The 24,686-nt window shown below is 73.6% G+C and carries 22 protein-coding genes; 1 reads left to right on the top strand and 21 read right to left on the bottom strand.

The window, feature by feature from the left end; all coding sequences use genetic code 11:
- Nucleotides 1-20 precede the first annotated feature (20 nt).
- Nucleotides 21-1,265 (top strand): DUF349 domain-containing protein, encoded by a 1,245-nt coding sequence (locus DT076_RS01340; protein WP_114125199.1) that lies wholly within the window; start codon nucleotides 21-23, stop codon nucleotides 1,263-1,265.
- Nucleotides 1,266-1,450: 185 nt separating this feature from the next.
- On the opposite strand, the gene DT076_RS01335 is transcribed toward DT076_RS01340, so the two are convergent.
- The 21 genes from DT076_RS01335 to hisD all read right to left on the bottom strand — a co-directional run bounded on the left by DT076_RS01335 (nucleotide 1,451) and on the right by hisD (nucleotide 24,635).
- Complete coding sequence (locus DT076_RS01335) at nucleotides 1,451-3,658, bottom strand: RelA/SpoT family protein (RefSeq protein ID WP_114125198.1); 2,208 nt, start codon at nucleotides 3,656-3,658, stop codon at nucleotides 1,451-1,453.
- A gap of 221 nt (nucleotides 3,659-3,879) precedes the next feature.
- Nucleotides 3,880-4,932 (bottom strand): potassium channel family protein, encoded by a 1,053-nt coding sequence (locus DT076_RS01330; RefSeq protein WP_114125197.1) that lies wholly within the window; start codon nucleotides 4,930-4,932, stop codon nucleotides 3,880-3,882.
- A gap of 54 nt (nucleotides 4,933-4,986) precedes the next feature.
- On the bottom strand, nucleotides 4,987-5,526 hold the full coding sequence (locus DT076_RS01325; protein WP_114125196.1) for an adenine phosphoribosyltransferase: 540 nt from the start codon (nucleotides 5,524-5,526) through the stop codon (nucleotides 4,987-4,989).
- 11 nt (nucleotides 5,527-5,537) lie between these two features.
- Nucleotides 5,538-6,725 (bottom strand): protein translocase subunit SecF, encoded by a 1,188-nt coding sequence (gene secF, locus DT076_RS01320; protein ID WP_114124838.1) that lies wholly within the window; start codon nucleotides 6,723-6,725, stop codon nucleotides 5,538-5,540.
- Nucleotides 6,725-8,338: a protein translocase subunit SecD gene (gene secD / locus DT076_RS01315; protein ID WP_233493560.1), complete on the bottom strand. Its 1,614-nt coding sequence runs from the start codon at nucleotides 8,336-8,338 to the stop codon at nucleotides 6,725-6,727. Before secD ends, secF begins: the two co-directional genes overlap by 1 nt.
- Before the next feature lie 42 nt (nucleotides 8,339-8,380).
- Complete coding sequence (gene yajC, locus DT076_RS01310) at nucleotides 8,381-8,845, bottom strand: preprotein translocase subunit YajC (RefSeq protein WP_114124837.1); 465 nt, start codon at nucleotides 8,843-8,845, stop codon at nucleotides 8,381-8,383.
- A 162-nt stretch (nucleotides 8,846-9,007) separates the two neighbouring features.
- A complete protein-coding gene (ruvB, locus tag DT076_RS01305) occupies nucleotides 9,008-10,048 on the bottom strand; it encodes a Holliday junction branch migration DNA helicase RuvB (RefSeq protein ID WP_114124836.1) in 1,041 nt (346 codons plus the stop codon).
- Between the two features lie 10 nt (nucleotides 10,049-10,058).
- Nucleotides 10,059-10,673, bottom strand: a complete 615-nt coding sequence (gene ruvA / locus DT076_RS01300) for a Holliday junction branch migration protein RuvA (protein ID WP_114124835.1) — start codon at nucleotides 10,671-10,673, stop codon at nucleotides 10,059-10,061.
- Entirely contained in the window at nucleotides 10,670-11,212 is a 543-nt protein-coding gene (gene ruvC, locus DT076_RS01295) for a crossover junction endodeoxyribonuclease RuvC (RefSeq protein ID WP_199538912.1), read from the bottom strand. The genes ruvA and ruvC overlap by 4 nt, the downstream gene beginning before the upstream one ends.
- A gap of 110 nt (nucleotides 11,213-11,322) precedes the next feature.
- Complete coding sequence (locus DT076_RS01290) at nucleotides 11,323-12,084, bottom strand: YebC/PmpR family DNA-binding transcriptional regulator (RefSeq protein WP_114124833.1); 762 nt, start codon at nucleotides 12,082-12,084, stop codon at nucleotides 11,323-11,325.
- A gap of 37 nt (nucleotides 12,085-12,121) precedes the next feature.
- Entirely contained in the window at nucleotides 12,122-13,177 is a 1,056-nt protein-coding gene (locus DT076_RS01285) for a GNAT family N-acetyltransferase (protein ID WP_158548013.1), read from the bottom strand.
- A 40-nt stretch (nucleotides 13,178-13,217) separates the two neighbouring features.
- Complete coding sequence (locus DT076_RS01280) at nucleotides 13,218-14,072, bottom strand: lysophospholipid acyltransferase family protein (protein WP_114124831.1); 855 nt, start codon at nucleotides 14,070-14,072, stop codon at nucleotides 13,218-13,220.
- Nucleotide 14,073: 1 nt separating this feature from the next.
- Complete coding sequence (locus DT076_RS01275) at nucleotides 14,074-15,621, bottom strand: lactate racemase domain-containing protein (protein ID WP_114124830.1); 1,548 nt, start codon at nucleotides 15,619-15,621, stop codon at nucleotides 14,074-14,076.
- Nucleotides 15,622-15,676: 55 nt separating this feature from the next.
- A complete protein-coding gene (locus DT076_RS01270; RefSeq protein WP_233493559.1) occupies nucleotides 15,677-18,013 on the bottom strand; it encodes an HAD-IB family hydrolase in 2,337 nt (778 codons plus the stop codon).
- Nucleotides 18,010-18,780 (bottom strand): bifunctional 1-(5-phosphoribosyl)-5-((5-phosphoribosylamino)methylideneamino)imidazole-4-carboxamide isomerase/phosphoribosylanthranilate isomerase PriA, encoded by a 771-nt coding sequence (gene priA / locus DT076_RS01265; protein ID WP_114124829.1) that lies wholly within the window; start codon nucleotides 18,778-18,780, stop codon nucleotides 18,010-18,012. The genes DT076_RS01270 and priA overlap by 4 nt, the downstream gene beginning before the upstream one ends.
- 72 nt (nucleotides 18,781-18,852) lie before the next feature.
- The gene (locus DT076_RS01260; RefSeq protein ID WP_114124828.1) at nucleotides 18,853-19,806 is read right to left on the bottom strand and encodes a hypothetical protein; all 954 of its coding nucleotides are present in this window, start codon (nucleotides 19,804-19,806) and stop codon (nucleotides 18,853-18,855) included.
- A 65-nt stretch (nucleotides 19,807-19,871) separates the two neighbouring features.
- The gene (locus DT076_RS01255; RefSeq protein ID WP_114124827.1) at nucleotides 19,872-20,765 is read right to left on the bottom strand and encodes an N-acetylneuraminate synthase family protein; all 894 of its coding nucleotides are present in this window, start codon (nucleotides 20,763-20,765) and stop codon (nucleotides 19,872-19,874) included.
- Nucleotides 20,766-20,885: 120 nt separating this feature from the next.
- Nucleotides 20,886-21,572 carry an imidazole glycerol phosphate synthase subunit HisH gene (gene hisH, locus DT076_RS01250; protein ID WP_233493558.1) on the bottom strand — a complete coding sequence of 229 codons (687 nt, stop codon included), beginning with the start codon at nucleotides 21,570-21,572 and terminating at the stop codon, nucleotides 20,886-20,888.
- The gene (gene hisB, locus DT076_RS01245) at nucleotides 21,569-22,207 is read right to left on the bottom strand and encodes an imidazoleglycerol-phosphate dehydratase HisB (protein ID WP_114124826.1); all 639 of its coding nucleotides are present in this window, start codon (nucleotides 22,205-22,207) and stop codon (nucleotides 21,569-21,571) included. Before hisB ends, hisH begins: the two co-directional genes overlap by 4 nt.
- The gene (locus tag DT076_RS01240) at nucleotides 22,204-23,337 is read right to left on the bottom strand and encodes a histidinol-phosphate transaminase (protein WP_233493557.1); all 1,134 of its coding nucleotides are present in this window, start codon (nucleotides 23,335-23,337) and stop codon (nucleotides 22,204-22,206) included. The genes hisB and DT076_RS01240 overlap by 4 nt, the downstream gene beginning before the upstream one ends.
- Nucleotides 23,334-24,635, bottom strand: coding sequence for a histidinol dehydrogenase (gene hisD, locus DT076_RS01235; RefSeq protein WP_114124825.1), 1,302 nt, complete (start codon nucleotides 24,633-24,635; stop codon nucleotides 23,334-23,336). The genes DT076_RS01240 and hisD overlap by 4 nt, the downstream gene beginning before the upstream one ends.
- Nucleotides 24,636-24,686 lie beyond the last annotated feature (51 nt).

Here is a 24,686-nt window from a genome sequence, read left to right as displayed (position 1 = left end):
CATGGTGCAAGATGGTCCCCATGACGCAGTCAGCAGGTCCGGAGTCCTTCGGCCGGGTGGCCGAGGACATGACGGTCTACGTCCGTACGCCCGAGGGTGAGCGCGCGGTCGGGCAGATGCCCGGCGTGACACCCGAGGAGGCGCTCGCCTTCTACGTCCGGCGCTTCCAGGCCCTCGAGCTGGAGGTCAACCTCCTGGTCGCGCGGGTCCGGCAGCAGAACCTCTCCCCCGAGGAGGCCCGCAAGTCCATCGCGACCGTGCGGGAGACGCTGAAGGACGCCTCCGCGGTCGGCGACCTGGCCGCGCTGGAGGCGCAGCTGGACAGCCTCGGCCCCGTGCTCGCCCAGCAGTCCGAGCAGCGCAAGCAGGCCCGCGCCGAGCAGTCGGCCAGCACCCGCGCCGCCAAGGAGGAGATGGTCGCCGAGGCCGAGCGGATCGCCGCCGGCAACGACTGGCGCGGCGGGGTCAACCGGTTCCGCGACCTGCTGGAGCAGTGGAAGTCGCTGCCCCGGATCGACCGCCCCACCGACGAGGCGCTGTGGCACCGCTTCTCCACCGCCCGCACCTCCTACACCAAGCGCCGCAAGGCCCAGTTCGCCGAGCAGGCCCAGCGCCGCGACGCCGCGAGGGTGACCAAGGAGAAGATCATCGCCGAGGCCGAGACGCTGGCCGACTCCACCGACTGGGGTCCGACCAGTGCCGCCTTCCGCGAGCTGATGCAGCGGTGGAAGGCAGCCGGTCCGGCCCCGCGCGAGGTCGACGACCAGCTGTGGGCCCGCTTCCGCGGCCTGCAGGACCGCTTCTTCGGCGCCCGCCAGGCCCAGCAGGAGACCGAGAACGCCGAGTTCGCCGAGAACCAGCGGGCCAAGGAGGCGCTGCTGGCCGAGTTCGAGCCGCAGGTCGTCCCCGTGCAGGACCTCGAGGCCTCCCGCGCCGCCTACCGCACCCTGCTGGAGCGGTGGAGCGAGATCGGCAAGGTGCCCCGCGACGCGATGCGGCCCCTCGACGGGCGGCTGCGGGCCCTGGAGAACGCCGTCCGGGAGGCCGAGGAGGAGAACTGGCGCCGCACCGACCCCGAGGCCCGCGCCCGGGCGGAGGAGACCGCGGCCAAGCTGCGCGCCCAGATCGCCACCCTGGAGGAGCGGGCGGAGAAGGCGGAGGCCCGCGGCAACACCAAGGCCGCGCAGGAGGCCCGCGCGGGTGCGGAGACGTACCGGACGTGGCTGGAGCAGGCCGAGCGGGCGGTGCAGGACTTCAGCGGCTGATCGCTGCTCGTCGTCCGCTGTCGCCACGACGGTCTCCGGGCCGCCCCGCCGGTGTCCCTGTCGCGGGCCCGGACGTCGTGAGGGGCGAGTGTGGCCGAACCGTCGCCGAACCGGGTCGCGGAGCGACGGGATGGGCACACTCGCGGCTGGTCGGAGGGTGTCCCGGGGCCGCGCTCCTCCGCCTGCTACTGGGTGACCCGGAAGACGTCGTAGACGCCGGGCACGCGGCGGATGCCGTTGACCAGGTGGTCCAGGTGCTTGGGGTCGGCGGTCTCGAAGGTCAACCGGATCTTGCACAGCCGGTCCTTGGTGGTGACCACGTTGGCGGCCTGGATGCTGACGTGCTGGTCGGAGATCGAGCGGGTGATGTCGGACAGCAACCCGTTGCGGTCGATCGCCTCGACCTGGATGCCCACCAGGAACGAGCTGGAGGAATTCGGCGCCCAGCTGACCTCGATCAGGCGCTCGGGGTGGCGGCGCAGGTTCTCGGCGTTGGTGCAGTGCACGGTGTGCACCGAGACCCCCGACCCGCGGGTGATGAAGCCCATGATCTGGTCGCCGGGCACCGGGGTGCAGCACTTGGCCAGCTTGACCCACATGTCGGTGTCGCCGTGCACCGCGATACCGGTGTCACCGCTGCCCGAGGCCCGCCGCCGGGGCCGGATCGGACGGTCCTCGTGGGTCTCGTCCAGGGCGGGCTCCTGTCCGCCCTCGGTGCCGATCAGCCGGTTGACCACGGCCTGCGCGGCCACGTGGCCCTCCCCCACCGCGGCGTAGAGACCCGTCACGTCGGGCACCCGGAAGTCGGCGGCGACCGCGGTCAGCCGGTCGAGGGTGAGCAGACGCTGCAGCGGCAGGCCGGAGCGGCGCATCTGGCGGGCCAGCTGCTCCTTGCCCTCCTCGATCGCCTCCTCGCGGCGCTCCTTGGTGAACCAGTGCCGGATCTTGTTGCGCGCCCGGGGGCTCTTGACGAACTCCAACCAGTCGCGGCTGGGGCCGGCGTTCTCGGCCTTGGACGTCTGGATGTCGACCACGTCGCCGTTGGCCAGCACCGACTCCAGGGGCACCAGCCGGCCGTTGACCTTGGCGCCCACGCAGCGGTGCCCCACCTCGGTGTGCACGGTGTAGGCGAAGTCGACCGGGGTGGAGCCCTGCGGCAGCGCCAGCGCGTCGCCCTTGGGGGTGAAGACGTACACCTCGCCGGTGTTGATCTGGAACCGCAGCGACTCCAGGAACTCGCCGGGGTCGGCGGTCTCGCGCTGCCACTCGCTGAGGTTGGCCACCCAGCGCAGGTCGTCGGGGACGCCGGTGCGCCCGGACCCGACCGCCTTGTACTTCCAGTGCGCCGCCACGCCGTACTCGGCCTTGCGGTGCATGTCCCAGGTGCGGATCTGCAGCTCGACCGGAGCCCCCCGTGAACCGATCACCGTGGTGTGCAGCGACTGGTAGAGGTTGAACTTCGGCATCGAGATGTAGTCCTTGAACCGCCCCGGCAGCGGCCGCCAGCGGGCGTGCAGGATGCCCATCACGGCATAGCACTGCTGCGGGTCGTCGACCAGGATGCGCAGCGCGACCAGGTCGTAGATGTCGGAGAAGTCCCGACCGCGGACCACCATCTTCTGGTAGATCGAGTAGTAGTGCTTCGGCCGTCCGGTCACGGTGGCCTTGATCCGGGCCGTCTTGAGGTCGGCCTGGATCACCTCGGTGATCTCGCGCAGCACCTTCTCCCGCTGCGGGGCGCGCTCGGCCACCAGGTGCACGATCTCGTCGTAGATCTTGGGATGCAGCACCGAGAACGCGAGGTCCTCCAGCTCCCACTTGATGGCGTTCATGCCGAGGCGGTGGGCCAGCGGGGCGAAGATCTCCAGCGTCTCCCGGGCGATCCGGGTCTGCTTGTCGTGGCGCAGGTAGTGCAGGGTGCGCATGTTGTGCAGCCGGTCGGCGAGCTTGATGACGAGCACCCGGATGTCGCGGCTCATCGCCACGATCATCTTGCGGATGGTCTCGGCCTGCGCCGACTCGCCGTACTTCACCTTGTCCAGCTTGGTGACGCCGTCGACCAGCTGGGCCACCTCGCCGCCGAAGTCGCGGGTCAGCTGCTGCAGCGTGTACGGGGTGTCCTCCACCGTGTCGTGCAGCAGCGCGGCGACCAGGGTCGGCTCGGTCATGCCCAGCTCGGCGAGGATGGTGGTGACCGCCAGCGGGTGGGTGATGTAGGCGTCCCCGGACTTGCGGGTCTGGCCGCGGTGGTAGTGCTCCGCGGTGCGGTAGGCACGCTCGATCAGGGCGACGTCGGCCTTGGGGTGCGCGGTGCGCATCACCTTGATCAGCGGGTCGAGGACGGCGGCCTGCGGCTGGCGGGCCGCCCCCAGCCGGGCCAGCCGGTGGCGCATGCTCAGGCGGGGCTGCTCGGGGCCGCTGGTCAGCCGGTCGGGGACGCGCGGCGGTGCCGGCTGGGCGGGCCGGTCACCGTCCCGGGGGCGCGCCGGGGCCTGCGTCTCACGCTGCCCGACCGTCTCGCTCACCTGTCACCGACCCCTCTCGTGCTCGGAGCAGATCTGCTGTGGTCTGCCATTCTAGGTGGACCGTTTCAGCCCCGGCACCGGGTCGCCGCTCACCAGCCGGCGTCGTCGCTGGAGGGCTTGGTGCGCTCCTTGGGCAGGCTGTCGGTGACGATGTCGGAGGAGCTGCGGCGCACCACCACCAGCCGGTCGCCGGTCTCCAGCTGGGCCACCGACGGGTCGTAGTAGCGGCGCAACGTCTGGTTGCGCACCACCGCCAGCACCCGCACGTCGGTCACCTCCGCCGGTGCCCGTCCGACCTCCTCGGCGGTGACCTGGCGCTCGGCGATCTCCAGGCCCTCACCGGAGGACAGCAGGTCCTCGATCACGGTGCCGACCGACGGGTTGACCGCAGACAGCCCCAGCAGCCGGCCGACCGCGTCGGAGGAGGTGACCACGGAGTCGGCGCCGGACTGGCGCAGCAGGGAGACGTTCTCGTGCTCGCGGACGGCCACCACGACGTGCGCGCTGGGGTTGAGCTGGCGGACGGTGAGCGTGGCCAGGATGGCGGAGTCGTCGCGGTCGAGGGTGATGATGATCTCGCGGGCCCGGCTGATCTCGGCCCGGCGCAGGATGTCGCGGCGGGTGCCGTCGCCCTTGATCGAGGCCAGGCCGTCGTTGTTGGCGTCCTGCAGCGCGGTGGCGTTGCCGTCGATGACGACCACCTTCTCCATCGCGATGCCGTTGCGCCGCATCGTCGCCGCGGCGGCCCGGCCCTTGGTGCCGTAGCCGACGAGGACCACGTGGTTGCGCATGCGCTTCCTCCAGCGAGCGTCGATGAAGATGCGGCGGCCCTCGGTGGCGAGCACCTCGATGGCGGTGCCGACCAGCAGGACCAGGAACAGCACGCGCAGCGGGGTGACCACCAGCGCGTTGATGATGCGGGCGTGCGGCAGCAGCGGGGCGATGTCGCCGTAGCCGGTGGTCGACATCGTCACCGTCGAGTAGTACAGCGCGTCGATCAGGTCGACGCCGTCACCGCCGGTCTGGTCGATGTAGGCGTCGCGGTCGAAGTAGACCAGCAGGGTGGAGAAGACGAGCAGCAGCGCGGCCAGGCCGGCGCGGATGAGCAGGGCCCGCGCCGGGGAGGTGCCCCGTTCGGGCATCTGCACCAGGGGCTCGACGTAGCGCGCCCCGAAGCGGCTGCTCTCCGGCACCGGTCAGTCCGCCGTGACCAGCGCGTCCACCCGGACACCCTCGCCGGCCAGCCGTTCTCGCCCGCCGAGCGAGGCGAGCTCGAGCACCACCGAGGTGCCGAGCACCGTGGCGCCCATCGAGGCGAGCAGCTGGCAGGTGGCCAGCAGCGTGCCGCCGGTGGCCAGCACGTCGTCGACCACCAGCACCCGGGCCCCGGAGACGACGGCGTCGGTGTGCACCGAGAGGGTCGCCTCCCCGTACTCGAGGCGGTAGCTCTGGTCGCGGGTGGTGCGCGGCAGCTTGCCCGGCTTGCGGACCGGGACGAACCCGGCGCCGAGGGCGAGCGCCACCGGCGCGCCGAAGACGAACCCGCGGGCCTCGGCCCCCACCACCACGTCCACCTCCCGGGGGGCGTTCTCGACCAGCTCGCTCACCGCGGCGGAGAACCCGCCCGGGGAGGCCAGCAGCGGGGTGATGTCCTTGAACGTCACGCCCGGGACCGGCCAGTCGGGGACGTCGGTGATGAGCCCGGCCACCAGCTCGCGGCGGGCGCTGCTCGTCATCGTCGCGGGGCTCACGGACGCCGCCTCTCGCTGCGGGGTACCCGCCTCGGCTGGGGACGCCCGCTGGCTCCGGCGCCGGTGGCCCGGACGGTGCCGGTCCGCGGCTCGGTGGTCGGGGTCGTCCCAGCCCCGTCCTCGGTGTCCGTGCCGGTGTCGGCGTCCTCGTCGCGGTCGAGCACGGCGACCGACGAACCGGACCCACCGGTGCGCCGCTCGGCCTTGCGCTCCTCCTTGCGCAGCCGGTGCGCCAGCCGCTCGCGGTGCTCGACCATCGCCGGGTCGCGCTCCTTGAGCAGGGCCAGCACGGGGGTGGCGAGGAAGATCGAGGAGTAGGCACCGGCCACCATGCCGACGAAGAGCGCCAGCGACAGGTCCTGCAGCGGGCCCTGGCCCAGCACGAACGCCCCGGCGATGAGCAGGGCGACGACCGGCAGGACGCCGATGATGGTGGTGTTGAGCGAGCGCACCAGCACCGCGTTGAGGGCGGAGTTGGCGGCCTCGCTGTAGGTGCGGCGCCCCTCGCGCAGGGAGGCCACGTTCTCCCGCACCCGGTCGAAGACCACCACCGTGTCGTAGAGGGAGTAGCCCAGGATCGTCAGCACGGCGATCACCGACGCCGGGGTGACGGTGAAGCCGACCAGCGCGTAGACGCCGACGGTCACCACCAGGTCGTGCAGCAGCGCCACGATGGCCGCCACCGACATCCGCCAGTCGCGGAAGTAGATCCAGATGACCCCGGCCACGAGCACGAGGAAGACCCCGAGCGCGATCAGCGCGCGCTCGGTGATCTGGTCGCCCCAGGAGGCCCCGATCAGCGAGTAGGCGACCTCTTCGGAGGAGACGCCCACCTCCTCGGCGATCGCGCTGCGGACCTGGGCCACCTCGTCCACGGTGAGCGTGCGGGTCTGCACCCGCACGGTGCCGTCGCCGATGGTGGTGACGGTGGTGCTGTCCAGCTCGGGCAGCCCGGTCGCGTGGACGGCGTCACCGAGGTCGTCGGTGGTGGACTCGGTCACCTGGACCGGGGCCTGGAAGTCCGCACCGCCGCGGAACTCGATGCCGAGGTTGAGCGGGCGCACCACCAGCGCGCCGAGGGAGACCACGACGATGACGGCGCTGATGATGAACCAGCGGCGCCAGCGCGGGACGAACCCGTAGCTGAGCTCGCCGGTGTTCAGGCGTCGGATGAACTCACGCATCAGGCCTCTCCTGCCTGTCGGGCCGTCCGTGGGCCGGCGATCCCCTGCCGCGCCCGCGGCGAGGAGGCGATCGACTGGGCCAGGGCCTTGGCCGGGGTCAGCGGACGCCGCCGCACGGGCCGGGCCCCGGTGTGCTCGGGCTCCAGCCCGGACCAGCGGGCGCCGCTGCTGAAGAACCGCGTGCGCGCCAGCAGCGTCATCAGCGGCTTGGTGAACCAGAACACCACGACGATGTCGATCAGCGTGGTCAGCCCGAGGGTGAACGCGAAGCCGCGGACCGAGCCGACCGCCAGCGCGAACAGCACGACCGCCGAGAGCAGCTGGACGGCGTCGGCGATGAGGATCGTCCGCTTGGAGTCGTGCCAGCCCACCTCGACCGCCGAGCGCAGGCTGCGGCCGCTGCGCAGCTCGTCACGGATCCGTTCGAAGTAGATGACGAAGCTGTCCGCGGTCATGCCGATGGCGACGATCGCACCGGCGATGCCCGGCAGGTTGAGCGCCATGCCGACGGCCTCGCCGAGCAGGGCCAGCGCGGCCCAGGTGAGGGCGGCGGCCACCACCAGCGAGCTGACGACGACGATGCCGAGACCCCGGTAGGCCGCGACGCAGAACGCGACCACGAGGACCATGCCGATGATGCCGGCGATGATGCCGGCCTCCAGCTGCTCACCGCCCAGGGTGGCCGAGACGTTGTCGACCGAGGACACCTCGAAGGCCAGCGGCAGGGCGCCGTAGCGCAGCACGTTGGCCAGCTCGGTGGCGGTCTGCTGGGTGAACCCGCCGCTGATCTCGGCCTGCCCGCCGGGGATGGCGGTGTCGACCGACGGCGCGGAGATCGACACCCCGTCGATGACGATGGCGAAGCGGTTCTGCGGGTCGGCCTGGGTGGCCAGCTGACCGGTGACCTCCTCGAACCGGGTGGCGCCCTCGTTATCGAACTCGAGGTTGACCACCCACTCGAAGCGGTTCTGCGGGACGCCGGCGGAGGCGTCGGAGAGCTGGTCGCCGTTGATCAGGGCCGGGCCGAGCAGCAGCTTCTGGGTGCCGGACTGGTCGCAGGCGATCAGCGGCTGGGCCTCCTCCTCGGGGAAGTCCTGCCCGCAGGTGAAGCCGGCGAACTCGCTCTGGATCTCGGGGGTGGGCTGCCAGTCCATCCGCTGCTCGACCGGCACCGGCTCACCGAGCTGGGGCGGGGCGGGCGGGGCGGTCGGCAGACCCGACGGCTGCTCGGCCTGCGCCGGCTGCACGTCGTAGACCTTGCGGAACGACAGCACCGCGGTGCGCCCGACCAGCCGGACCAGCTCGTCCTGCTGGACGTTGGGCACCGAGACGATGATCTGGTTGCCCCCGGCGGTGGTCACCTCGCCCTCACCGACACCGAGCCCGTTGACGCGCTGCTCGATGATGTTGCGGGCCTGCTCCAGGCTGTTCTCGTCGACCGAGCCCTGCCCGGTGGTGTTGGAGGCGGTCAGGGTGATGGTGGTGCCGCCGCGCAGGTCGAGCCCCAGCTTGGGGGTCCAGATCTGGAAGGCGGCCATCATGCCGTACAGCCCCGCGATCACCACGGCGAGCACGATCAGCGTGCGCGCCGGGCGTGGGTGTCTACTGGCCACGTCGTCGTCCTCGGGTTGTCGCCCCCGGTGGGGCGGGGGTGGTCAGGAGTCGGTGCGCCGCGGGTCGTCGGCCGGGTCGGCCCGGGTGCCGGGCGTGGCGCCCGGGGCGCTCGCCTCGTCGGAGGGCCGGCCGGCGTCGTCGCGGACCACGCGGTGGGTCGGGGGCTCGGTGTCGGCCGGGTCGGCGACGTCAGGGGCGCCGACGAGCGGCGACTCGTCCTCGGTCTCGAGCGGGGTCGCGGTCTCCTCGGTCTCCTCGGTCAGGGTCCGGCCGTAGGCCTGCTTCACCACGGTGGCCACGACGCCGGGAGCCAGCTCCACGTCCAGGGTGGTGTCGGCCACGCTGACGACGGTGGCGACGAAGCCGTTGGAGAGCATCACCCGGGTGCCGGGCGCGAGGGAGGAGACGGCCTCCCGCTGCTGCTTCATCCGCTTGGACTGACGGTAGGTCTGGTAGCCGAGCATCGCCACCAGGGCGAGCAGCAAGACGGGCAGTAGAAGATCCATGACTCCTGCGATCAAGGCTCGTGGTCGTCCTCCCCTGCGGCGGGCACCCCCTGCCACCACGGGGGGCAGGGTGCGTCCGAGCTGTCGCCGCAGGGCGCTGACCGCCGGAGTCTAGCCCGGTCGGCGCGGATTCGGCGACTGCGCCGGGCCGGGCGAGCCGCCTCAGGAGAACAGGTCGTCGCCCGAGCCCGGGGCCCCCACCGGGGCGGTGAGCCCGAGATGGCGCCAGGCCGCCGGGGTGGCCACCCGTCCGCGTGGGGTGCGCATGAGGAAGCCCTGCCGGACCAGGAAGGGTTCGGCCACCTCCTCGACGGTGTCGGTCTCCTCCCCCACCGAGATGGCGAGGGTGGACAGCCCCACCGGGCCGCCGCCGAAGCGCGCGCAGACCGCCTCCAGCACCCCGCGGTCGAGCCGGTCCAGGCCGCGGTCGTCGACCTCGAACAGGTCGAGGGCGTCGCGGGCCAGAGCGAGGGAGACGGTGCCGTCGGCCTTGACCTGGGCGTAGTCACGGACGCGGCGCAGCAGCCGGTTGGTGATCCGCGGGGTGCCGCGGGATCGGCGGGCGATCTCGGCGGCCGCCTCGGTGCTGAGCCGGACGCCGAGCTGGGTGGCTGAGCGCATGAGGATCCGGCGCAGCGCGGTGTCGTCGTAGAAGTCGAGCTGGGCGGTGAAGCCGAACCGGTCGCGCAGCGGTCCGGGCAGCAGTCCCGCCCGGGTGGTCGCCCCCACCAGGGTGAAGTGCGGGATGTCGATCGGGATGGCGGTCGCGCCCGGACCCTTGCCGACGACCACGTCGACCCGGAAGTCCTCCATCGCCAGGTAGAGCATCTCCTCGGCCGGGCGCGACATCCGGTGGATCTCGTCGAGGAAGAGCACCTCACCCTCGCCCAGCCCGGACAGGATCGCGGCCAGGTCACCGGCGTGCTGGATGGCCGGTCCGCTGGAGATCCGCAGCGGCGCCGACATCTCCGCGGCGATGATCATGGCCAGCGTGGTCTTGCCCAGCCCCGGCGGGCCGGAGAGCAGCACGTGGTCGGCCACCGCGCCCCGGTTGCGGGCGGCGGCCAGCACCAGCCCGAGCTGCTCCGACACCCGCGGCTGGCCCTGGAACTCGCCCAGCGTGGACGGCCGCAGCGCGGACTCGGCGGCCCGCTCGGCGTCGTCGGCCTGGGGGTCCACCGGTCGGGACCGTTCCTCGCTCACGTCGTCCCGCTCACGTCTTGGCCAGGCTGCGCAGGGCCGCGCGCATCAGCTCCGACACCGACGGCTGGGGGGTGGTCCCGGCGAGGTCGGCGACCCGGTCGCAGGCCGCCTCGGCGTCCCGGGCCGACCAGCCGAGCCCCTGCAGGCCCTGCGAGACCTGCTCGCGCCAGGCCGACGAGACGGCCGGCGCGGAGGAGGCGGCCGGGGGCTGGGTGGTCAGCGCCAGGGTGTTGACCTTGTCCCGCAGCTCGATGCAGATCCGCTCCGCACCCTTCTTGCCGATGCCGGGGACCTTGGTCAGCGTGACCAGGTCCTCACCCGCGATGGCCGCGCGCAGCTCGGACGGGCTGAGCACGGCGCACGCGGCCTGGGCGATCCGCGGGCCCACCCCGGAGGCGGTGAGCAGCAGCTCGAAGCAGTCCCGCTCGTCGGTGTCGGCGAAGCCGTACAGGGTGAGCGAGTCCTCGCGGACGACCAGGCTGGTCTGGAGCGTGGCCGGCTGCTCCAGCCGCAGACCGCTGATGGTCCGCGGGCTGCAGTGCACCAGGGCCCCGAAGCCGTTGACGTCGACCACCACGGAGGTGGCGCCGAGCGCGGTCACGGTGCCGCTCAGCGAGGCGATCACGAGGCCCTCCTCGAGGTCGGGGTGCGGGGCCGCGACGTGCGGTGGGCGGCCACCGCCTCGGCGTAGCGGTTGATCGCGGCGCCGCGCCAGACGTGCGCGATCGCCAGCGCGACCGCGTCGGCGGCGTCAGCGGGCTTCGGCGGCTCGTCCAGCCGCAGGATCCGGGCCACCATCAGCCCGACCTGGCTCTTGTCGGCCCGTCCCGAGCCGGTGACCGCGGCCTTGACCTCGCTCGGCGTGTGCAGCACGACGGGGATCCCGTGCCGGGCGGCCACGAGCATCGCCACCCCGGCGGCCTGCGCGGTGCCCATCACGGTGTGCACGTTGTGCTGGGCGAAGACCCGCTCGACCGCGACCACCTCGGGCCGGTGCCGCTGCACCCACTCCTCCACCGCGGTCTCGAGCTGGACCAGCCGCCGGGCGGTGTCGAGCTCGGACGGCGTCCGGGCGACCCCCACGTCGACCAGCGCGGGCGGACGTCCCGGAGCGCCCTCGACCACACCGAGCCCGCACCGCGTCAGACCCGGGTCGATCCCCAGCACCCGCACACGCACTCCCTCACCGTTCGAACAGACGTTCGGAGCCTAGCGTCGATCCGCGCGCGGGCCCGGACGTCGACCGTGGTGTGTCGGACGGTGCCGGCAGCCGCTCAGGCCAGCGTCGCGAGGACGTCCTCGGAGGCGTCGGCGTTGGTGTAGACGTTCTGGACGTCGTCGGAGTCCTCCAGCGCGTCGACGATCCGGCCGAGCTTCTCGGCCACCTCGGCGTCCATCTCCTGGGTGTAGTCCGGCACGAAGGAGACCTCGGCGGACTCGTAGTCCAGGCCGGCGTCCTGCACCGCGGTGCGGACGGCCACCAGGTCGGTCGGCTCGGAGACGATCTCGAACACCTCGCCGAGGTCGGTGACGTCCTCGGGGCCGGCCTCCAGGGTGGCTTCGAGCAGGTCGTCCTCGGTCAGCGTGCGGTCGCCCTGCTCCTTGCTCACCACGACGACGCCCTTGCGCTGGAACATCCGCGCGGTGGAGCCGACGTCGGCCATGGTGCCGCCGTTGCGGGTGACCGCGACCCGCACCTCGGAGGCGGAGCGGTTGCGGTTGTCGGTCAGGCACTCGATCAGCAGCGCGATGCCGGCCGGGCCGTAGGCCTCGTAGAACAGCGTCTCGTAGTCGGCCCCGCCGCCCTCGGCACCGGAGCCGCGCTTGACGGCGCGGTCGATGTTGTCGTTGGGGACCGAGCTCTTCTTCGCCTTCTGGATCGCGTCGTACAGCGTGGGGTTGCCCGCGGGGTCACCGCCGCCGAGCCGTGCCGCCACCTCGACGTTCTTGATCAGCTTGGCGAACAGCTTGCCGCGCTTGGCGTCGATGACGGCCTTCTTGTGCTTGGTCGTCGCCCACTTGGAATGCCCGCTCATGGCAGCCAAGGTTACAGGGGTCCGGCGGACCCGGCGTTCAGGCGGCGGGACCGGCCTCGTGGCGGATCACGCTGTCGGCCACCGTGTAGCCCAGCTGGTGGTAGAGGCAGAGCGGCCCCTCGATGCGGTCGGTGTCGACGCCGAGGCCGGCCGCCTGCAGACCCGCCGCGGCGAAGGAGCGCATCGACTGCAGCAGCAGGGCCCGGGCGATGCCCCGGCCGCGGTACCGCGGTCGGACGCCGAGCCGGCCGGTCCAGCCCTGGCTGAAGCCCTGGGCCTCCCACTCCTCGATGTTGGCCGAGCTGATCGCGTAGCCGACCACCTCGCCGGTCGCGGTGTCCACCGCCGTCCAGGACCACTCCGGACGCAGGGCGGCGCGGGTCATCGAGGCCGCCCACTCCTCCGCGGAGACGGGCCGGGCCCGCGAGATGTCGGAGAAGGCGTCGTTGTGGGCCACCCGGACGTCCTCCGACCGCTCCGGGTGCAGGGGCTCCAGCTCGACTCCCGGAGGCAGCTGCGGCTCGGGGACGTCGTCGCTGAGGGGGCGGTACAGGTCGACGTGGCGGCGCACCGGCCGCAGCCCCACCCGCTGGAACAGGTCGCGGCGGGTGGTGGCCTTCTCGTCGCAGTGGGCCACCACCACCGCGCGGTCGCCGTCCAGGCGCAGGCGCTGGCGGGCCTGGGCGAGCTGCCAGCACAGCAGGTGCCGGCCGATGCCGAGCTGGCGCCAGCTGGGATGGACCCCGCCGGAGAGGAAGACCTGGCGCCGCTCCTCGTCGGTGCTCACGAGGTTCCAGCCGAGCGCGACCACCGTGCCCCGGTCGGTCCCGATGACCGTGTCGGCCTCGGCGCCGTGCGCGGCGTGGTCCATGTTCTCGCGCAGCTCGACCAGGCTGTGCCGCTCGGCCGGGTCGTCGTGGCGCTCGATCGCGGTGAACAGCTCGTCCACCGCGGCGAGGTCGTCCCCCTCGACCGGACGCCAGCGCAGCGGTGTCACCTCATCCAGGGCGTGCCCCACGATGTCGACTCCTTCGTCGTCGTCCGGCCCGACATCCGTCGTCCGGAACGCGTGCTCCCAGCTGCTCGAGAGCATCCCGATTCTAATGCCTCGCCCCGGGCGGCGCCGCCGGGCGCTAGCGCCAGATGCGGCGCCGCCGTCCCGATCCGCCCTCCTCGGCCGGCGCCGTGGCGCTCCAGACCCGCCGCCAGGTGGGCACCTCGGCATCGGCCGGGGCCGGGCTGCGCAGCTGGTCCCACCAGGTGCGCACGTCCTCGTCGAGCAGCCGCTGGACGGCCTCCCGCACCGCCTGCGCCGCGGTCTCGTCCGGGCTGTCGACGGGGAGGAGCGGGTCGCCGAACCGCACCGCCACCCGGCGCACGTCCCCGGCGAGCACGCCGGGGAAGGACTCGCCGCGGCCGGGCAGCGCGAAGCTGCCCCGGATGCCGACCGGCACGACAGCCGCCCCGGTCCGGCGCGCGAGCCGCACCACCCGCGGGTCGAAGGGCCCGACCCGGCCGTCGGGGCTGGGCGCGCCCTCGGGGAAGACCGCCCACACCTGGCGCCGGTCGGCGGCCACGCCCTGCAGCCCGGGCACCGTGGCCACCCGGTTCCACGCGGCCACCTGCCGCAGGCCGAGCACCCGGCAGCGCGCCGCCAGGTCGGCCGGCAGGGCGGCCATCAGCAGCTCGGCGTCGCGGGCGTGCTGGTGGTTGGCCACGAGCAGCAGCGGACCGGTCAGCCCGTCCAGCCCCGACGCCCCGGCCACGTCCAGGGCGGCGCCGACGCTGACCACGGGGCGGGTGAGGTTGCGGTGCGCCCACTCCGCGAGCGGCCGCTGCGATGGGCGACGGCGTGGGGCCACCTCGGTCGGCGGGCTCGACCAGCGGCTGCGGCCCAGCAGGCCGAGGTCGCGGCGGGCAGCGCGCCACCCGCCGCGGCGGCCACCGCCGACGGCCCAGGCGGCGGGCTGACGGGTGCCCTCGTCCACCTCAGGCCTCCTGCACGTCGGCCACGAGGTGCGGCGGGGTGTGCAGGTAGCGGATCCGGGGGCTCCGGCCCACCGAGTCCGAGGCGATCTCCAGCGCGTCGGCCAGGGTGGAGGCGGCGCGGAAGCCCATCCGCTCGGCGGAGGCGCGGTCCGCACCCACCCAGATGACGTCGCCCACCTGCTCCGCACCCGCGCGCACGTCGGCCCACAGCTGGAACGGCAGCACCCCGGCCCAGGCGTGCTGGCGGCGGTAGAGGCTGGTGTACCACTCGTCGGCGGCGAACCGGGCCTCCTGCTCGGTCATCTGCTCCGGGTCGGTGGTGGTGGACAGCACGTCGACGAAGAAGTCCGCCGACGACGGGTGCACCCGCGCGGAGAAGGTCGGCGCCAGCGGGTGGAAGGCGATCACCGCACCACCGGGCCGCACCACCGGCGCTCCGGTGGTGGCCCCGAGCGTGCGCCCGAGCACCGACCAGGCGGCGACCAGCGGGTCGACCGCGGTGCCGGGGTTGATGGGGGTGCGGTGGGGCACCCCGCAGACGAGCACGTCGGCCTGGCCCTTCACCTCGACCCGCTCGGCCCCGGCGGCCCGTCCGGCCGACCAGGCCGAGACGGCGGCGGGCGAGCCGGCGGCGACGGCGAGCACACCCTGGTCGGGCGCGGCCTGCAGCACGCTCCGGCGGGCACGGTCGGGTGCCACCTCGAGCAGCCGGCGCAGTCCGAACCAGGTGGCCCGCTCGCGGATCCGCCACTCCCACTCCCGGCGGCCGAGGAACTCCAGCGACGGCGGGTGCACCACCTGGTCGAGGACGGCGCGCACGCTGACCAGCGGGAGCGCCTCGACCGCGCTGCGCACCATCGCCGCGCCCTCGCCCTCGACCTCCGCGCCGGCGGTGGGGACGACCCGGTCCAGCCGGAGCGCCCGGTGCAGCCGGCGCTGGGTGTCCAGCGAGCTGAGGGAGCCGACGAGGTCGGCGCCGACGTCGCTGCCACCGGTGCCGCAGGAGACGTCGACCACCAGGTCGGAGTCGGCCAGGCGGGCGTCCAGCTCCACCCCGGGGGCGACCTCGGTCAGCTGCTCGCGGTCCAGCGCGTCGTGGGTGCGCAGCCGCCCGTCGGCGCTGAAGGAGCGGACCACCCGCTCCCCGAGCACCTCCAGCAGCTGCTCCTCGGTGGGTCGGGGGCCGATGCCGTTGGCGGCGAGCACCACCACGTCGTCCACCCCGGCCGTCGCCGCCAGCTGCAGCACCTGCTCCACCACGTGCTGGCGCACGTCCACCCCGCGCGCGGCGGGCTGCTCGAGCGCGCCCACCGTCACGGTGAGCCGGATCCCGGGCCGCAACCGGTCGGCCAGCGGCGCGCCGTCCAGGCCCTCGGCGAGGGACGCGGCGACGGCCGCGGCGGCGTCGACGCGGCGGCCGGCGGTGTCGGGCGGGTAGACCACCTCCGCACCCTTGGGGAAGGGCTGCAGCCGGACGCCGTCACCCTCGCTCACCAGCAGCGGCGGGGTGCGGTCGTCGACGGTCAGGACGAAGCCCGGGCGAGCCATTCCGGCCTCACTTTCGCATCGGGGACGAGGGGTCGGGTCGGGGAGGGCGGGGCGCTCACCGGCGGGCCGGCAGGCTGAGACGGGGCAGCTGGGCGGCGGCCCGCCACTCCACCACCGACCACTGGCGCTGGCTCGCCGCGCGCATCAGCCCGACGTCGGGGCTGACCGCCACCGGGTTGCCCACCGCCGAGAGCATCGGCAGGTCGACGTGGGAGTCGGCGTAGGCGTGGCTGGCCTGCAGGTCGATGCCGTGGGAGGCGGCGTAGTGGCGCAGCCACGCCGAGCGGGACTCCCCCACCATCGGCGGGCCGGTGAGGAAGCCGGTGCAGCGCCCGGCCGCGTCGGTGGCCAGGTCGGCGGCCACCACCACGTCGAACAGCGGCTCCAGCGGACGGGTCAGCGGCCGTACCACCCCGGTGAGCAGCACGCAGGTGTGCCCGGCGTCGCGGTGCTCGCGGATGCGGCGGACGGCGTCGGGTGAGACCCGTTCCAGGATGGACGGTGCCATCGCGGTGTCGACGAACTCCTCCAGCGCGGCCAGGTCGGCGCCAGCGTAACGGCGGTAGACCGAGCGCAGGAAGGTGCCGCGGTCGCGCCGCTCGGCACTCAGCCAGCCGGGCAGGCGACGGGCGATGTCGCCCACCTCCCGCGCCCGCGACAGCGGGCCCAGCTCGGGCAGCCGGGCCCACAGGTAGGTCTCGACCACGTTGGTGGTCATCACGGTGCCGTCGAGGTCGAAGGCGGCGAGCACCCCCTTGCCCCCACCGGCGGCGCCGTCGCGGGACAGGTCGCGGTAGGTGGTCGGGCGCTGGCCGCGGCGCCGGCGCAGCGTCTCCATCCGGCGGACCGGGGCGGTGATCGAGGGGCAGTGCACGTCCTGCAGGTAGGTCCGCCAGTCGTAGGCGGCGGAGTCGAAGGCGAAGGCGTCCACGTCGTCGGGGTGCAGGCTCTGGTGCAGGGCGAGGGTGTTGTCGTCGACGAAGTGCAGCTCGGACTGGCCGTACTCGTTGTAGAGGGAGAGGTAGCGGCGCAGGAAGCTCAGCTCCTTGGTGGTGCGGTCCAACTCCTGGGCCATCTTCCGGGTGAGCTTGGAACGCGGCACCAGCGAGACGGCGCGGTCGGCCAGCGAGGCGGCCCGCTCGGAGGTGAACAGCAGCCGCTCCACCGACGCCGCGCCGGGGAAGTTCCACTCCGGCAGCGCCGCCGCGCCGCGGGCCCCGCCCTCGAAGGGGTGGGCCAGGAAGTACTCGCGGACGTGGGCGTACAGGTCGCGGAAGGTCAGCGGGTTCCGCGCCCCGGAGTTGGAGTGGTAGTAGACCGGGGTGCCGACCTCGGGCTCGGTGGCGCAGACGGCGAGGATGGCGTTGACGACGTAGTCGCAGGGGACGATGTCGACCACCGAGTCCGGCGAGGCGGGGAACTCGGGCAGCTGGCCCTTGCCGTAGGCCAGGATCAGCGGCTCGGCCATCTTGAAGCCCTCGATCCACCCCGGGTAGGGGTGCTTCCAGGACGACTCGACGATGGCGGGGCGGACGATGGAGACCCGGATGTCCTTGCCGACCTCGGCGACCACCTTCTCCCCCAGCGCCTTGGTGAAGGTGTAGACGTCGGTCCAGCCCAGTGAGCGGGCCCGCTCGGTGCCGGCCTCGACCAGCTTGCGCTGCACCCACTCCTTGCGGCGGCGCTCGGTGTCGGCGGCGGTGGTGAGGTACCCGGCCTGGCGGTGCTCCCGCTCGGCCTCCTTGCGCAGCTTCGTCAGCTGCTCGGCGGTGCGCGACTGCGACTCCACCAGCTCCAGCAGCGCCATCCCGCGCTCGGTCTCGGCCTGCGGGTCGATGTCGTGCTCGTGGGCGGCCTCGCGGATCGCGCCGCGGCGGCGTCCGGCGGTGTAGGCGGTGGAGATGTGCACGTAGTGCGGGATCTTCGTGCGCTGCCCGTCGGCGTCGGTGACGGCGGCGAGCATCTGCTCCATCAGGGCCCGGGTGCCGATGGTGTTGGTCCGGAACGCCTGGTCGATCGGCGGGTCGAAGGAGACGTCGCCGGCGCAGTGCAGCACCACGTCCAGGTCGCCCGGCAGCGCCGGCACCCGCGGCAGGTCGCCCTCGATGACGCGGATCCGGGCCTCCAGCAGCTGCTCGGCCCCGCCGGCGGCCTCGCGCACCTCGGTGAAGATCTTCTTCTTCAGCAGCGTGACCACCCGGTCGCGGGCGGAGGTGGAGCCCTTGGGCCGGACCAGCAGGGCCGGGGTGGTGTCGGGCAGCTCGGTGAGCATCTTCCACAGGATCTGCTCGCCGATGAAGCCGGTGACGCCGGTGAGCACGACGACCTTGCCGGCCAGCAGGTCCTTCAGCCGCCCGTCCAGCAGCGGGACCGCGGGCGCCGGCGCGCTCACCGGGCGGCCCCGACCTCGTCGGGACGGGCGCCCGCGGCGACCTGCAGCGCCTCGGGCAGGGTGAGGCTGCCCACGTAGAGGGCGGTGCCGATGATGGCGCCCTCCACACCCTCGGGCACCAGCGCGGCGAGCCGGGCGATGTCGTCGAGGGTGGTGACGCCCCCGGAGGCGACCACCGGCTTGTCGGTGCGGGCGCAGACGGTGCGCAGCAGCTCCAGGTTCGGGCCCGACAGCATGCCGTCGGAGTTGACGTCGGTGACCACGTAGCGGGCGCAGCCGGCGGCGTCCAGGCGCTCCAGCGTCTCGGCCAGCTCCCCGCCCTCGCGGGTCCAGCCGCGGGCGGCCAGCCGGGTGCCCTTGACGTCGAGGCCGACCGCGATCCGGTCGCCGTGCTCGGCGATCACCTCGGCCACCCACTCCGGCTGCTCCAGCGCGGCGGTGCCGATGTTGACACGGCGGCACCCGGTGGCCAGCGCGCGCTCCAGGCTGGCGGTGTCGCGGATCCCGCCGGAGAGCTCCACCTGCAGGTCGACGCGCTCGACCACCTCGGCCAGCACCTCGGCGTTGCTGCCGCGGCCGAAGGCGGCGTCCAGGTCGACCAGGTGCAGCCACTGCGCACCCTCGCGCTGCCAGCGCAGCGCGGCCTCGAGCGGGTCCCCGAAGGTCTTCTCGGTGCCGGCCACCCCCTGGACCAGCTGGACGGCCGAGCCGTCGATCACGTCGACGGCCGGGAGGAGCTGCAGCGCGGCGGAAGGCGTTTCGAGCACCCGCCGACCCTACAGCAGCCGGGCGGTGCCGACGGCGTCGTCGGCGGGGCTGCGAGGGCGCGCTGGGGGCGGTCAGGCGCGGTGGTCGCGGACCCGTTGCAGGAAGTCGCTGGCGCCGTGCTGGCGGGCGTCGTCGGTCAGCCAGGCCTCCTCGACGTCGAGGGCCTGCACGTCCACCCCGGCGCCGGCCAGCACCAGCGGCAGCGTGTAGAGCACGGTGGAGGGGAAGCTGAGCACCCGCTGCTCCACCGGGCCGCGGCCGAGCTCGATCTCCAGCGGCAGCAGGGGCCGCTCCACGCTGACGCCGAGCGCGGAGATCGTGGCCAGCTTCTGCTCGTCCTCGCGGCGGTGCGCCAGGTAGCGGGTCAGCCCGCCGCCGGCCACCAGATCGGCCACCGCCTGCAGGTAGGCGTCGGGGCGCACCACCTTGGTCTCCACCAGCGACGTCCCGATCAGCGCCGCCCCGGGACGCAGCTGCGGGCGTGGCCAACGCGAGCGCAGCCAGTCGTAGCGGTTGTGCCGGACCCACAGCCGGGTCGAGTCGACCGGCATCGCGGTGAACAGCTCCAGCGGGCGGGAGGTGAGCAGCCGGGTGGCCGTCTGGCCGCGGGCCCGTTGCACCGGCCCGCGGCGCACCTGGTGCCAGCGCAGCAGGGGCTCACCCAGCTCCAGCCGGTCCACCGCCTCCAGGGTGGCGGTGCCGTCGTCGACCACCACCAGCGAGCTGCCGCCGAAGAACGGCAGCACCGACTGCATCAGCCCCGAGAACGGGTCACCGAGCACCAGGCGGCCCGCGGCCCGCACGCTCGGCACCACCCGGCCGGCGATCCGCAGCGGGCCGCGGACACCCTGACGGGCCTCGCACCAGATGATCCGGGTCTCCGGCGTGTGCAGCAGCGCCGCCGTGGCGCGCAGCTGGCGCCGCGTCTCGTTGCGACGCGGCGCCAGCACCACGATGTCGACCTGGCTGTCCGGCGTGGCCGCCGCCCACTCGGCGGCGTTGAGCAGCTGGGCCGGGCTCTCCACCAGGGCGAGGGCGTCCCCGCCCGGGATCCGGTCGCCGAGCTCGGCGATCGGGTCGGGGTGTGCGCTCAGGCCGTGGCTCCGACCCGGCGCAGCTTCTTCATGGCCGCCAGCTCGCCCTCGTAGATCTTCTTGACGCCGTCGCCGAGCGCCTTCTCGATCACGCGGATGTCGCGGACCAGCCGCTCCAGGCCCTGCGGCTCGACCGAGGCGGCCTGGTCCGAACCCCACATCGCCCGGTCCAGGGTGATGTGGCGCTCGACGAAGCAGGCGCCCAGGGCGACCGCGGCGAGGGTGGTCTGCAGACCGGTCTCGTGGCCGGAGTAGCCGATCGGCACGTTCGGGAACTCGGCGCGCAGGGTGTTGATCATGCGCAGGTTGAGCTCCTCGGCCTTGGCCGGGTAGGTGCTGGTGGCGTGCAGCAGGACGATGTTGCTGCTGCCGAGCACCTCGACGGCGTGACGGATCTGCTCGGGGGTGGACATGCCGGTGGAGAGCACGACCGTCTTGCCGGTGGCGCGCATCTTGGCCAGCAGCTCGTCGTCGGTCAGCGAGGCCGAGGCCACCTTGTAGGTGGGCACGTCGAACTCGGCGAGGAAGTCCACCGCCTCGGTGTCCCACGGGGAGGCGAACCAGTGGATGCCCTTCTCCTTGCAGTACGCGTCGATCTGGGCGTACTCCTCGCGGCCGAACTCCACGCGGTGGCGGTAGTCGATGTAGGTCATCCGGCCCCAGGGGGTGTCCCGCTCGATGTCCCACTGGTCCCGCGGGGTGGCGATCTCGGGGGTGCGCTTCTGGAACTTCACCGCGTCGCAGCCGGCCGCCACCGCGGCGTCGATCAGCTTGATCGCGTTGTCCAGCTCGCCGTTGTGGTTGATCCCGATCTCGGCGCACACATAGACCGGGTTGTCACCGCCGAGCACGCGGTCGCCGATCGTGCGGGTGGGGACGCTCTGGGTCATGGGTTTCCTCTCACTGTCGTGGTGACCTGTCCAGGAGAACACTGCGCGGCCCCGGCGGCTGGGAGCAAGCCGGGCGCGTCGCACGGGTTCGGCCGTCGTTCACCAGGGCGCCACCCTACCTCAGACCTGAGAGCCGCCTGAGGGCAACGCGGCCACCCAGCTGGACAGCAACCGGGCGCCCGCGGCGCCGGACTTCTCGGGGTGGAACTGCACCGCCGAGACCGCTCCGTCCTCGACACCGGCGACGAAGACGTCGTCCTCGTGCTGCACCGTGGTGACCCGGGCCCCGCGCTCACGCAGGGCCTCCACCGCGTGCACCCCGTAGGAGTGCACGAAGTAGAACCGGGAGCCGTCCAGGCCCTCGAAGAGCACCGAACCGGGGTCGGGACGGACCTCGTTCCAGCCCATGTGCGGCAGCCGGCGGGTGCGCAGCTGCTCGACCTCGCCCGGCCACAGCCCGACCCCGTCGGTGCGCTCGCCGTGCTCGACACCGGAGGCGAAGAGCACCTGGGCGCCGACGCAGATGCCCAGCGTGGGACGTCCGGACGTGGCCCGCTCGCGGACCACCGCGTCCCCGCTGACGGCGCGCAGCCCCGCCATGCAGGCGGCGAAGGCGCCCACCCCGGGCACCACCAGCCCGGCCGCGGTGCGGGCCCGCTCGGGATCGGCGCTCAGCTCGACCCGGGCCCCGGTGGCCTCCAGCGCGCGGACGGCCGAGCGCAGGTTGCCCGAGCCGTAGTCGAGCACCACGACGTCAGCGCCGTCGGCATCGTCCGCCCGGCCCACCGGGCCGGTCCCGACGCTCACAGGGCCCCCTTGGTGCTGGGCACGCCCTCGACCCGGGGGTCGGGCTCGACCGCGGTCCGCAACGCCCGGGCCAGCGCCTTGAACTGCGCCTCGGCGATGTGGTGCGGGTCGCGGCCGGCGAGCAGGGTGAGGTGCACGCAGATGCCGGCGTGGAAGGTCAGGCTCTCCAGCGCGTGCGCCGTCATCGAGCCCGGGTAGGGCACCGACCCGCGGCCGCCGCCGATCAGCGCGTACTGCTGGCCCTCCGGTTCGCCGCGGTGGACGAAGTAGGGCCGGCCGGAGACGTCGACCACGCACTGGGCCAGCGCCTCGTCCAGCGGCACCATGGCGTCGCCGAAGCGGCGGATGCCGCGCTTGTCCCCCAGCGCGGTGCGCAGCGCGTCGCCGATCACGATGGCGGTGTCCTCGACGCTGTGGTGGGCGTCGATCTCGACATCGCCCTCGGTCCGCACGGTCAGGTCGAGCAGGGCGTGCTTGCCGAGCGCGGTGAGCATGTGGTCGTAGAAGGGCACCCCGGTGTCGATGTCGGTGCGTCCGGTGCCGTCGAGGTCGAGCCGGACCGCGACGCTGGACTCGCTGGTGCGCCGCTCCAGGCGGACCGCCCGTCCGGTCCTGACGCCGATACCGCTGCTCATGCTCGTGCTCCTTCCTGCTCGGGCACCCAGCCCGGCAGCGCCATCTCCTCGGCCACCTGCACCAGTGCGGTGCGGAAGGCGGCCATCTCGGTCGGGGTGCCGGCGCTCACCCGCAGCCAGCCGTCGGGGCCGGTCTCGCGGATCAGCACCCCGCGCTCCAGCAGCCCCCGCCACACCGCCGAGCGGTCAGCGAAGCGCCCGAAGAGCACGAAGTTGGCGTCGGTGTCGGCCACCGCCAGCCCACGGTCCCGCAGCCAGTCCACCAGCAGGTCGCGCTCGCGGCGCAGGGCGTCCACCTGCGACAGCAGCTCCGGGGCGTGCGCCAGCGCCACGCGGGCGACGGCCTGGGTGACCGCGCTCAGGTGGTACGGCAGCCGGACGATCCGGCAGGCGTCCACCACCGCCGGGGCGGCCGCCAGGTAGCCCAGCCGGCCGCCGGCGAAGGCGAAGGCCTTGCTCATGGTGCGGGTGACCACCAGCCGCGGGTGCTCGGCCAGCAGGCTGAGCGCCGACGGGGTGCCGCTGCGGGCGAACTCCTGGTAGGCCTCGTCCACCACCACCATCCCCGGCGCCACCTCGCAGGCGAGGCGGACCACGTCCAGCGAGACGCTGGTGCCGGTGGGGTTGTTCGGGCTGGTCAGCAGCAGCACGTCGGGGTGGTGCTCGGCCACCGCCGCCCGGACCAGGTCGGCGTCCACGGTGAAGTCCGGACGTCGCGGCGCGGTGAGGTAGCGGGTGTAGGTGTTGCGGGCGTACTCGGGATACATCGAGTAGGACGGGGCGAAGGTGAGCACGGTGCGGCCGGGCCCGCCGAAGGCCTGCAGCAGGTGGGTCATCACCTCGTTGCTGCCGTTGGCCGCCCACACGTTCTCCGGGCCCAGCCCGTGGCCGAGGTAGGCCGCCAGGTCGGTGCGCAGGGCGGTGGCCTCCCGGTCGGGGTAGCGGTTGAGCCCGGGGTCGGCGGCGGCCCGTCCGATCGCGGCCAGCAGGCCCGGGCTCGGCGGGTAGGGGTTCTCGTTGACGTTGAGCCGGTGCGGCACGTCGAGCTGGGGGGCGCCGTAGGGCTCCTGCCCGGCCAGCTCGGGGCGCAGCGGCAGGTCGGCCAGCCCGACCTCGCGTGGCGCGCTCACCGGGGGAACCTCGCGGTCACCGCGGCACCGTGGGCGGGCAGGTCCTCGGCGTCGGCGAAGACCTCCACCTGGCGGGCGACCTGCTGCAGCGCGTCGCGGTCGTAGTGCACGACGTTGACCGAGCGCAGGAACGAGCCCACGTGCAGCCCCGAGGAGTGGCAGGCGCAGCCGGCGGTGGGCAGCACGTGGGTGGAGCCGGCGCAGTAGTCGCCGAGGGAGACCGGCGACCAGGCGCCGACGAAGACCGCACCGGCGTTGCGCACGCGGGCGGCCACGGCGGTGGCGTCGCGGGTCTGCACCTCCAGGTGCTCCGCGGCGTAGGCGTCCACCACGGCCAGCCCCTGCTCGAGGTCGCGCACCAGCACGGTGGCGGACTGGCGTCCGGTGAGCGCGGTGCGGACCCGCTCGGCGTGCTTGGTCGCCGCGACCTGGGTCTCCAGCTCGCCGGCCACCTGCTCGGCCAGCGCCGGGGCGTCGGTGACGAGCACCGAGCCCGAGGTGGGGCCGTGCTCGGCCTGGGAGACCAGGTCGGCGGCCACCAGCCGGGGGTCGGCGGAGTCGTCGGCCAGCACCGCGATCTCAGTCGGGCCGGCCTCGGCGTCGATGCCGACCTGCCCGCGGAGCAGCCGCTTGGCCGCGGTGACGTAGACGTTGCCCGGTCCGGTGACCATGTCGACCCGCGGGCACAGCCCGTCCACCCCGAGGGCGAACATGGCGATGGCCTGGGCGCCGCCGACGGCGTAGACCTCCTCCACCCCGAGCAGCGCGCAGACCGCCAGCACGCTGGGGTGCGGCAGCCCGCCGAACTCGCGCTGCGGCGGGGAGGAGACGGCGATGGAACCGACACCGGCCACCGCGGCGGGGATGACGTTGTGGATCACCGAGGACGACAGCGGGGCCAGCCCGCCGGGGACGTACAGCCCGACCCGGTCGACCGGGACCCGGCGCTGGGAGACCACCGCGCCCGGCGCCAGCTCGACGTCGGTGAGCAGGGGGCCGCGCTCGGCCTCGCTCACCCGGGTGCGGCGGTCGATCGCCACCTCGAAGGCCTCCCGCAGCTCCGGCGCCAGCTCGGCCAGGGCGGCCTGCAGGGTCTCGGCCGGGACGCGCAGGGACGGCGGGCGCACGTGGTCGAAGCGCTCCGAGAGCTCCAGCAGGGCATCGGCGCCGCGGGCGGCGACGTCGGCGCAGATCGGGCGGACGACTTCCACCGCAGCCTCCACGTCCAGCTCAGCGCGGGGCAGCACGGTGCGGTAGTCGGCGGGGTCGGAGTCCCTCAGGTCGATGGTGCGCAGCACGACAGGTGAGTCTAGGCGTCCGGCCCTCGCCCGCGCCCGGGCAGCCGGTCG

Origin of the sequence: Desertihabitans brevis, assembly GCF_003327535.1 — a bacterium.
Classification (GTDB): Bacteria; Actinomycetota; Actinomycetes; order Propionibacteriales; family Propionibacteriaceae; genus Desertihabitans; species Desertihabitans brevis.
This window is presented reverse-complemented; position numbering and strand designations above follow the sequence as displayed.

What these genes read in the sequence shown, in the direction of transcription:
- DT076_RS01340 (WP_114125199.1), top strand. Translation starts at nt 21, where the DNA reads ATGACGCAGTCAGCAGGTCCGGAGTCCTTCGGCCGGGTGGCCGAGGAC.
- DT076_RS01335 (WP_114125198.1), bottom strand. Translation starts at nt 3,658, where the DNA reads ATGCGCCACCGGCTGGCCCGGCTGGGGGCGGCCCGCCAGCCGCAGGCC.
- DT076_RS01330 (WP_114125197.1), bottom strand. Translation starts at nt 4,932, where the DNA reads ATGCCCGAACGGGGCACCTCCCCGGCGCGGGCCCTGCTCATCCGCGCC.
- DT076_RS01325 (WP_114125196.1), bottom strand. Translation starts at nt 5,526, where the DNA reads ATGACGAGCAGCGCCCGCCGCGAGCTGGTGGCCGGGCTCATCACCGAC.
- secF (WP_114124838.1), bottom strand. Translation starts at nt 6,725, where the DNA reads ATGCGTGAGTTCATCCGACGCCTGAACACCGGCGAGCTCAGCTACGGG.
- yajC (WP_114124837.1), bottom strand. Translation starts at nt 8,845, where the DNA reads ATGGATCTTCTACTGCCCGTCTTGCTGCTCGCCCTGGTGGCGATGCTC.
- DT076_RS01290 (WP_114124833.1), bottom strand. Translation starts at nt 12,084, where the DNA reads ATGAGCGGGCATTCCAAGTGGGCGACGACCAAGCACAAGAAGGCCGTC.
- DT076_RS01285 (WP_158548013.1), bottom strand. Translation starts at nt 13,177, where the DNA reads ATGCTCTCGAGCAGCTGGGAGCACGCGTTCCGGACGACGGATGTCGGG.
- DT076_RS01275 (WP_114124830.1), bottom strand. Translation starts at nt 15,621, where the DNA reads ATGGCTCGCCCGGGCTTCGTCCTGACCGTCGACGACCGCACCCCGCCG.
- DT076_RS01255 (WP_114124827.1), bottom strand. Translation starts at nt 20,765, where the DNA reads ATGACCCAGAGCGTCCCCACCCGCACGATCGGCGACCGCGTGCTCGGC.
- hisB (WP_114124826.1), bottom strand. Translation starts at nt 22,207, where the DNA reads ATGAGCAGCGGTATCGGCGTCAGGACCGGACGGGCGGTCCGCCTGGAG.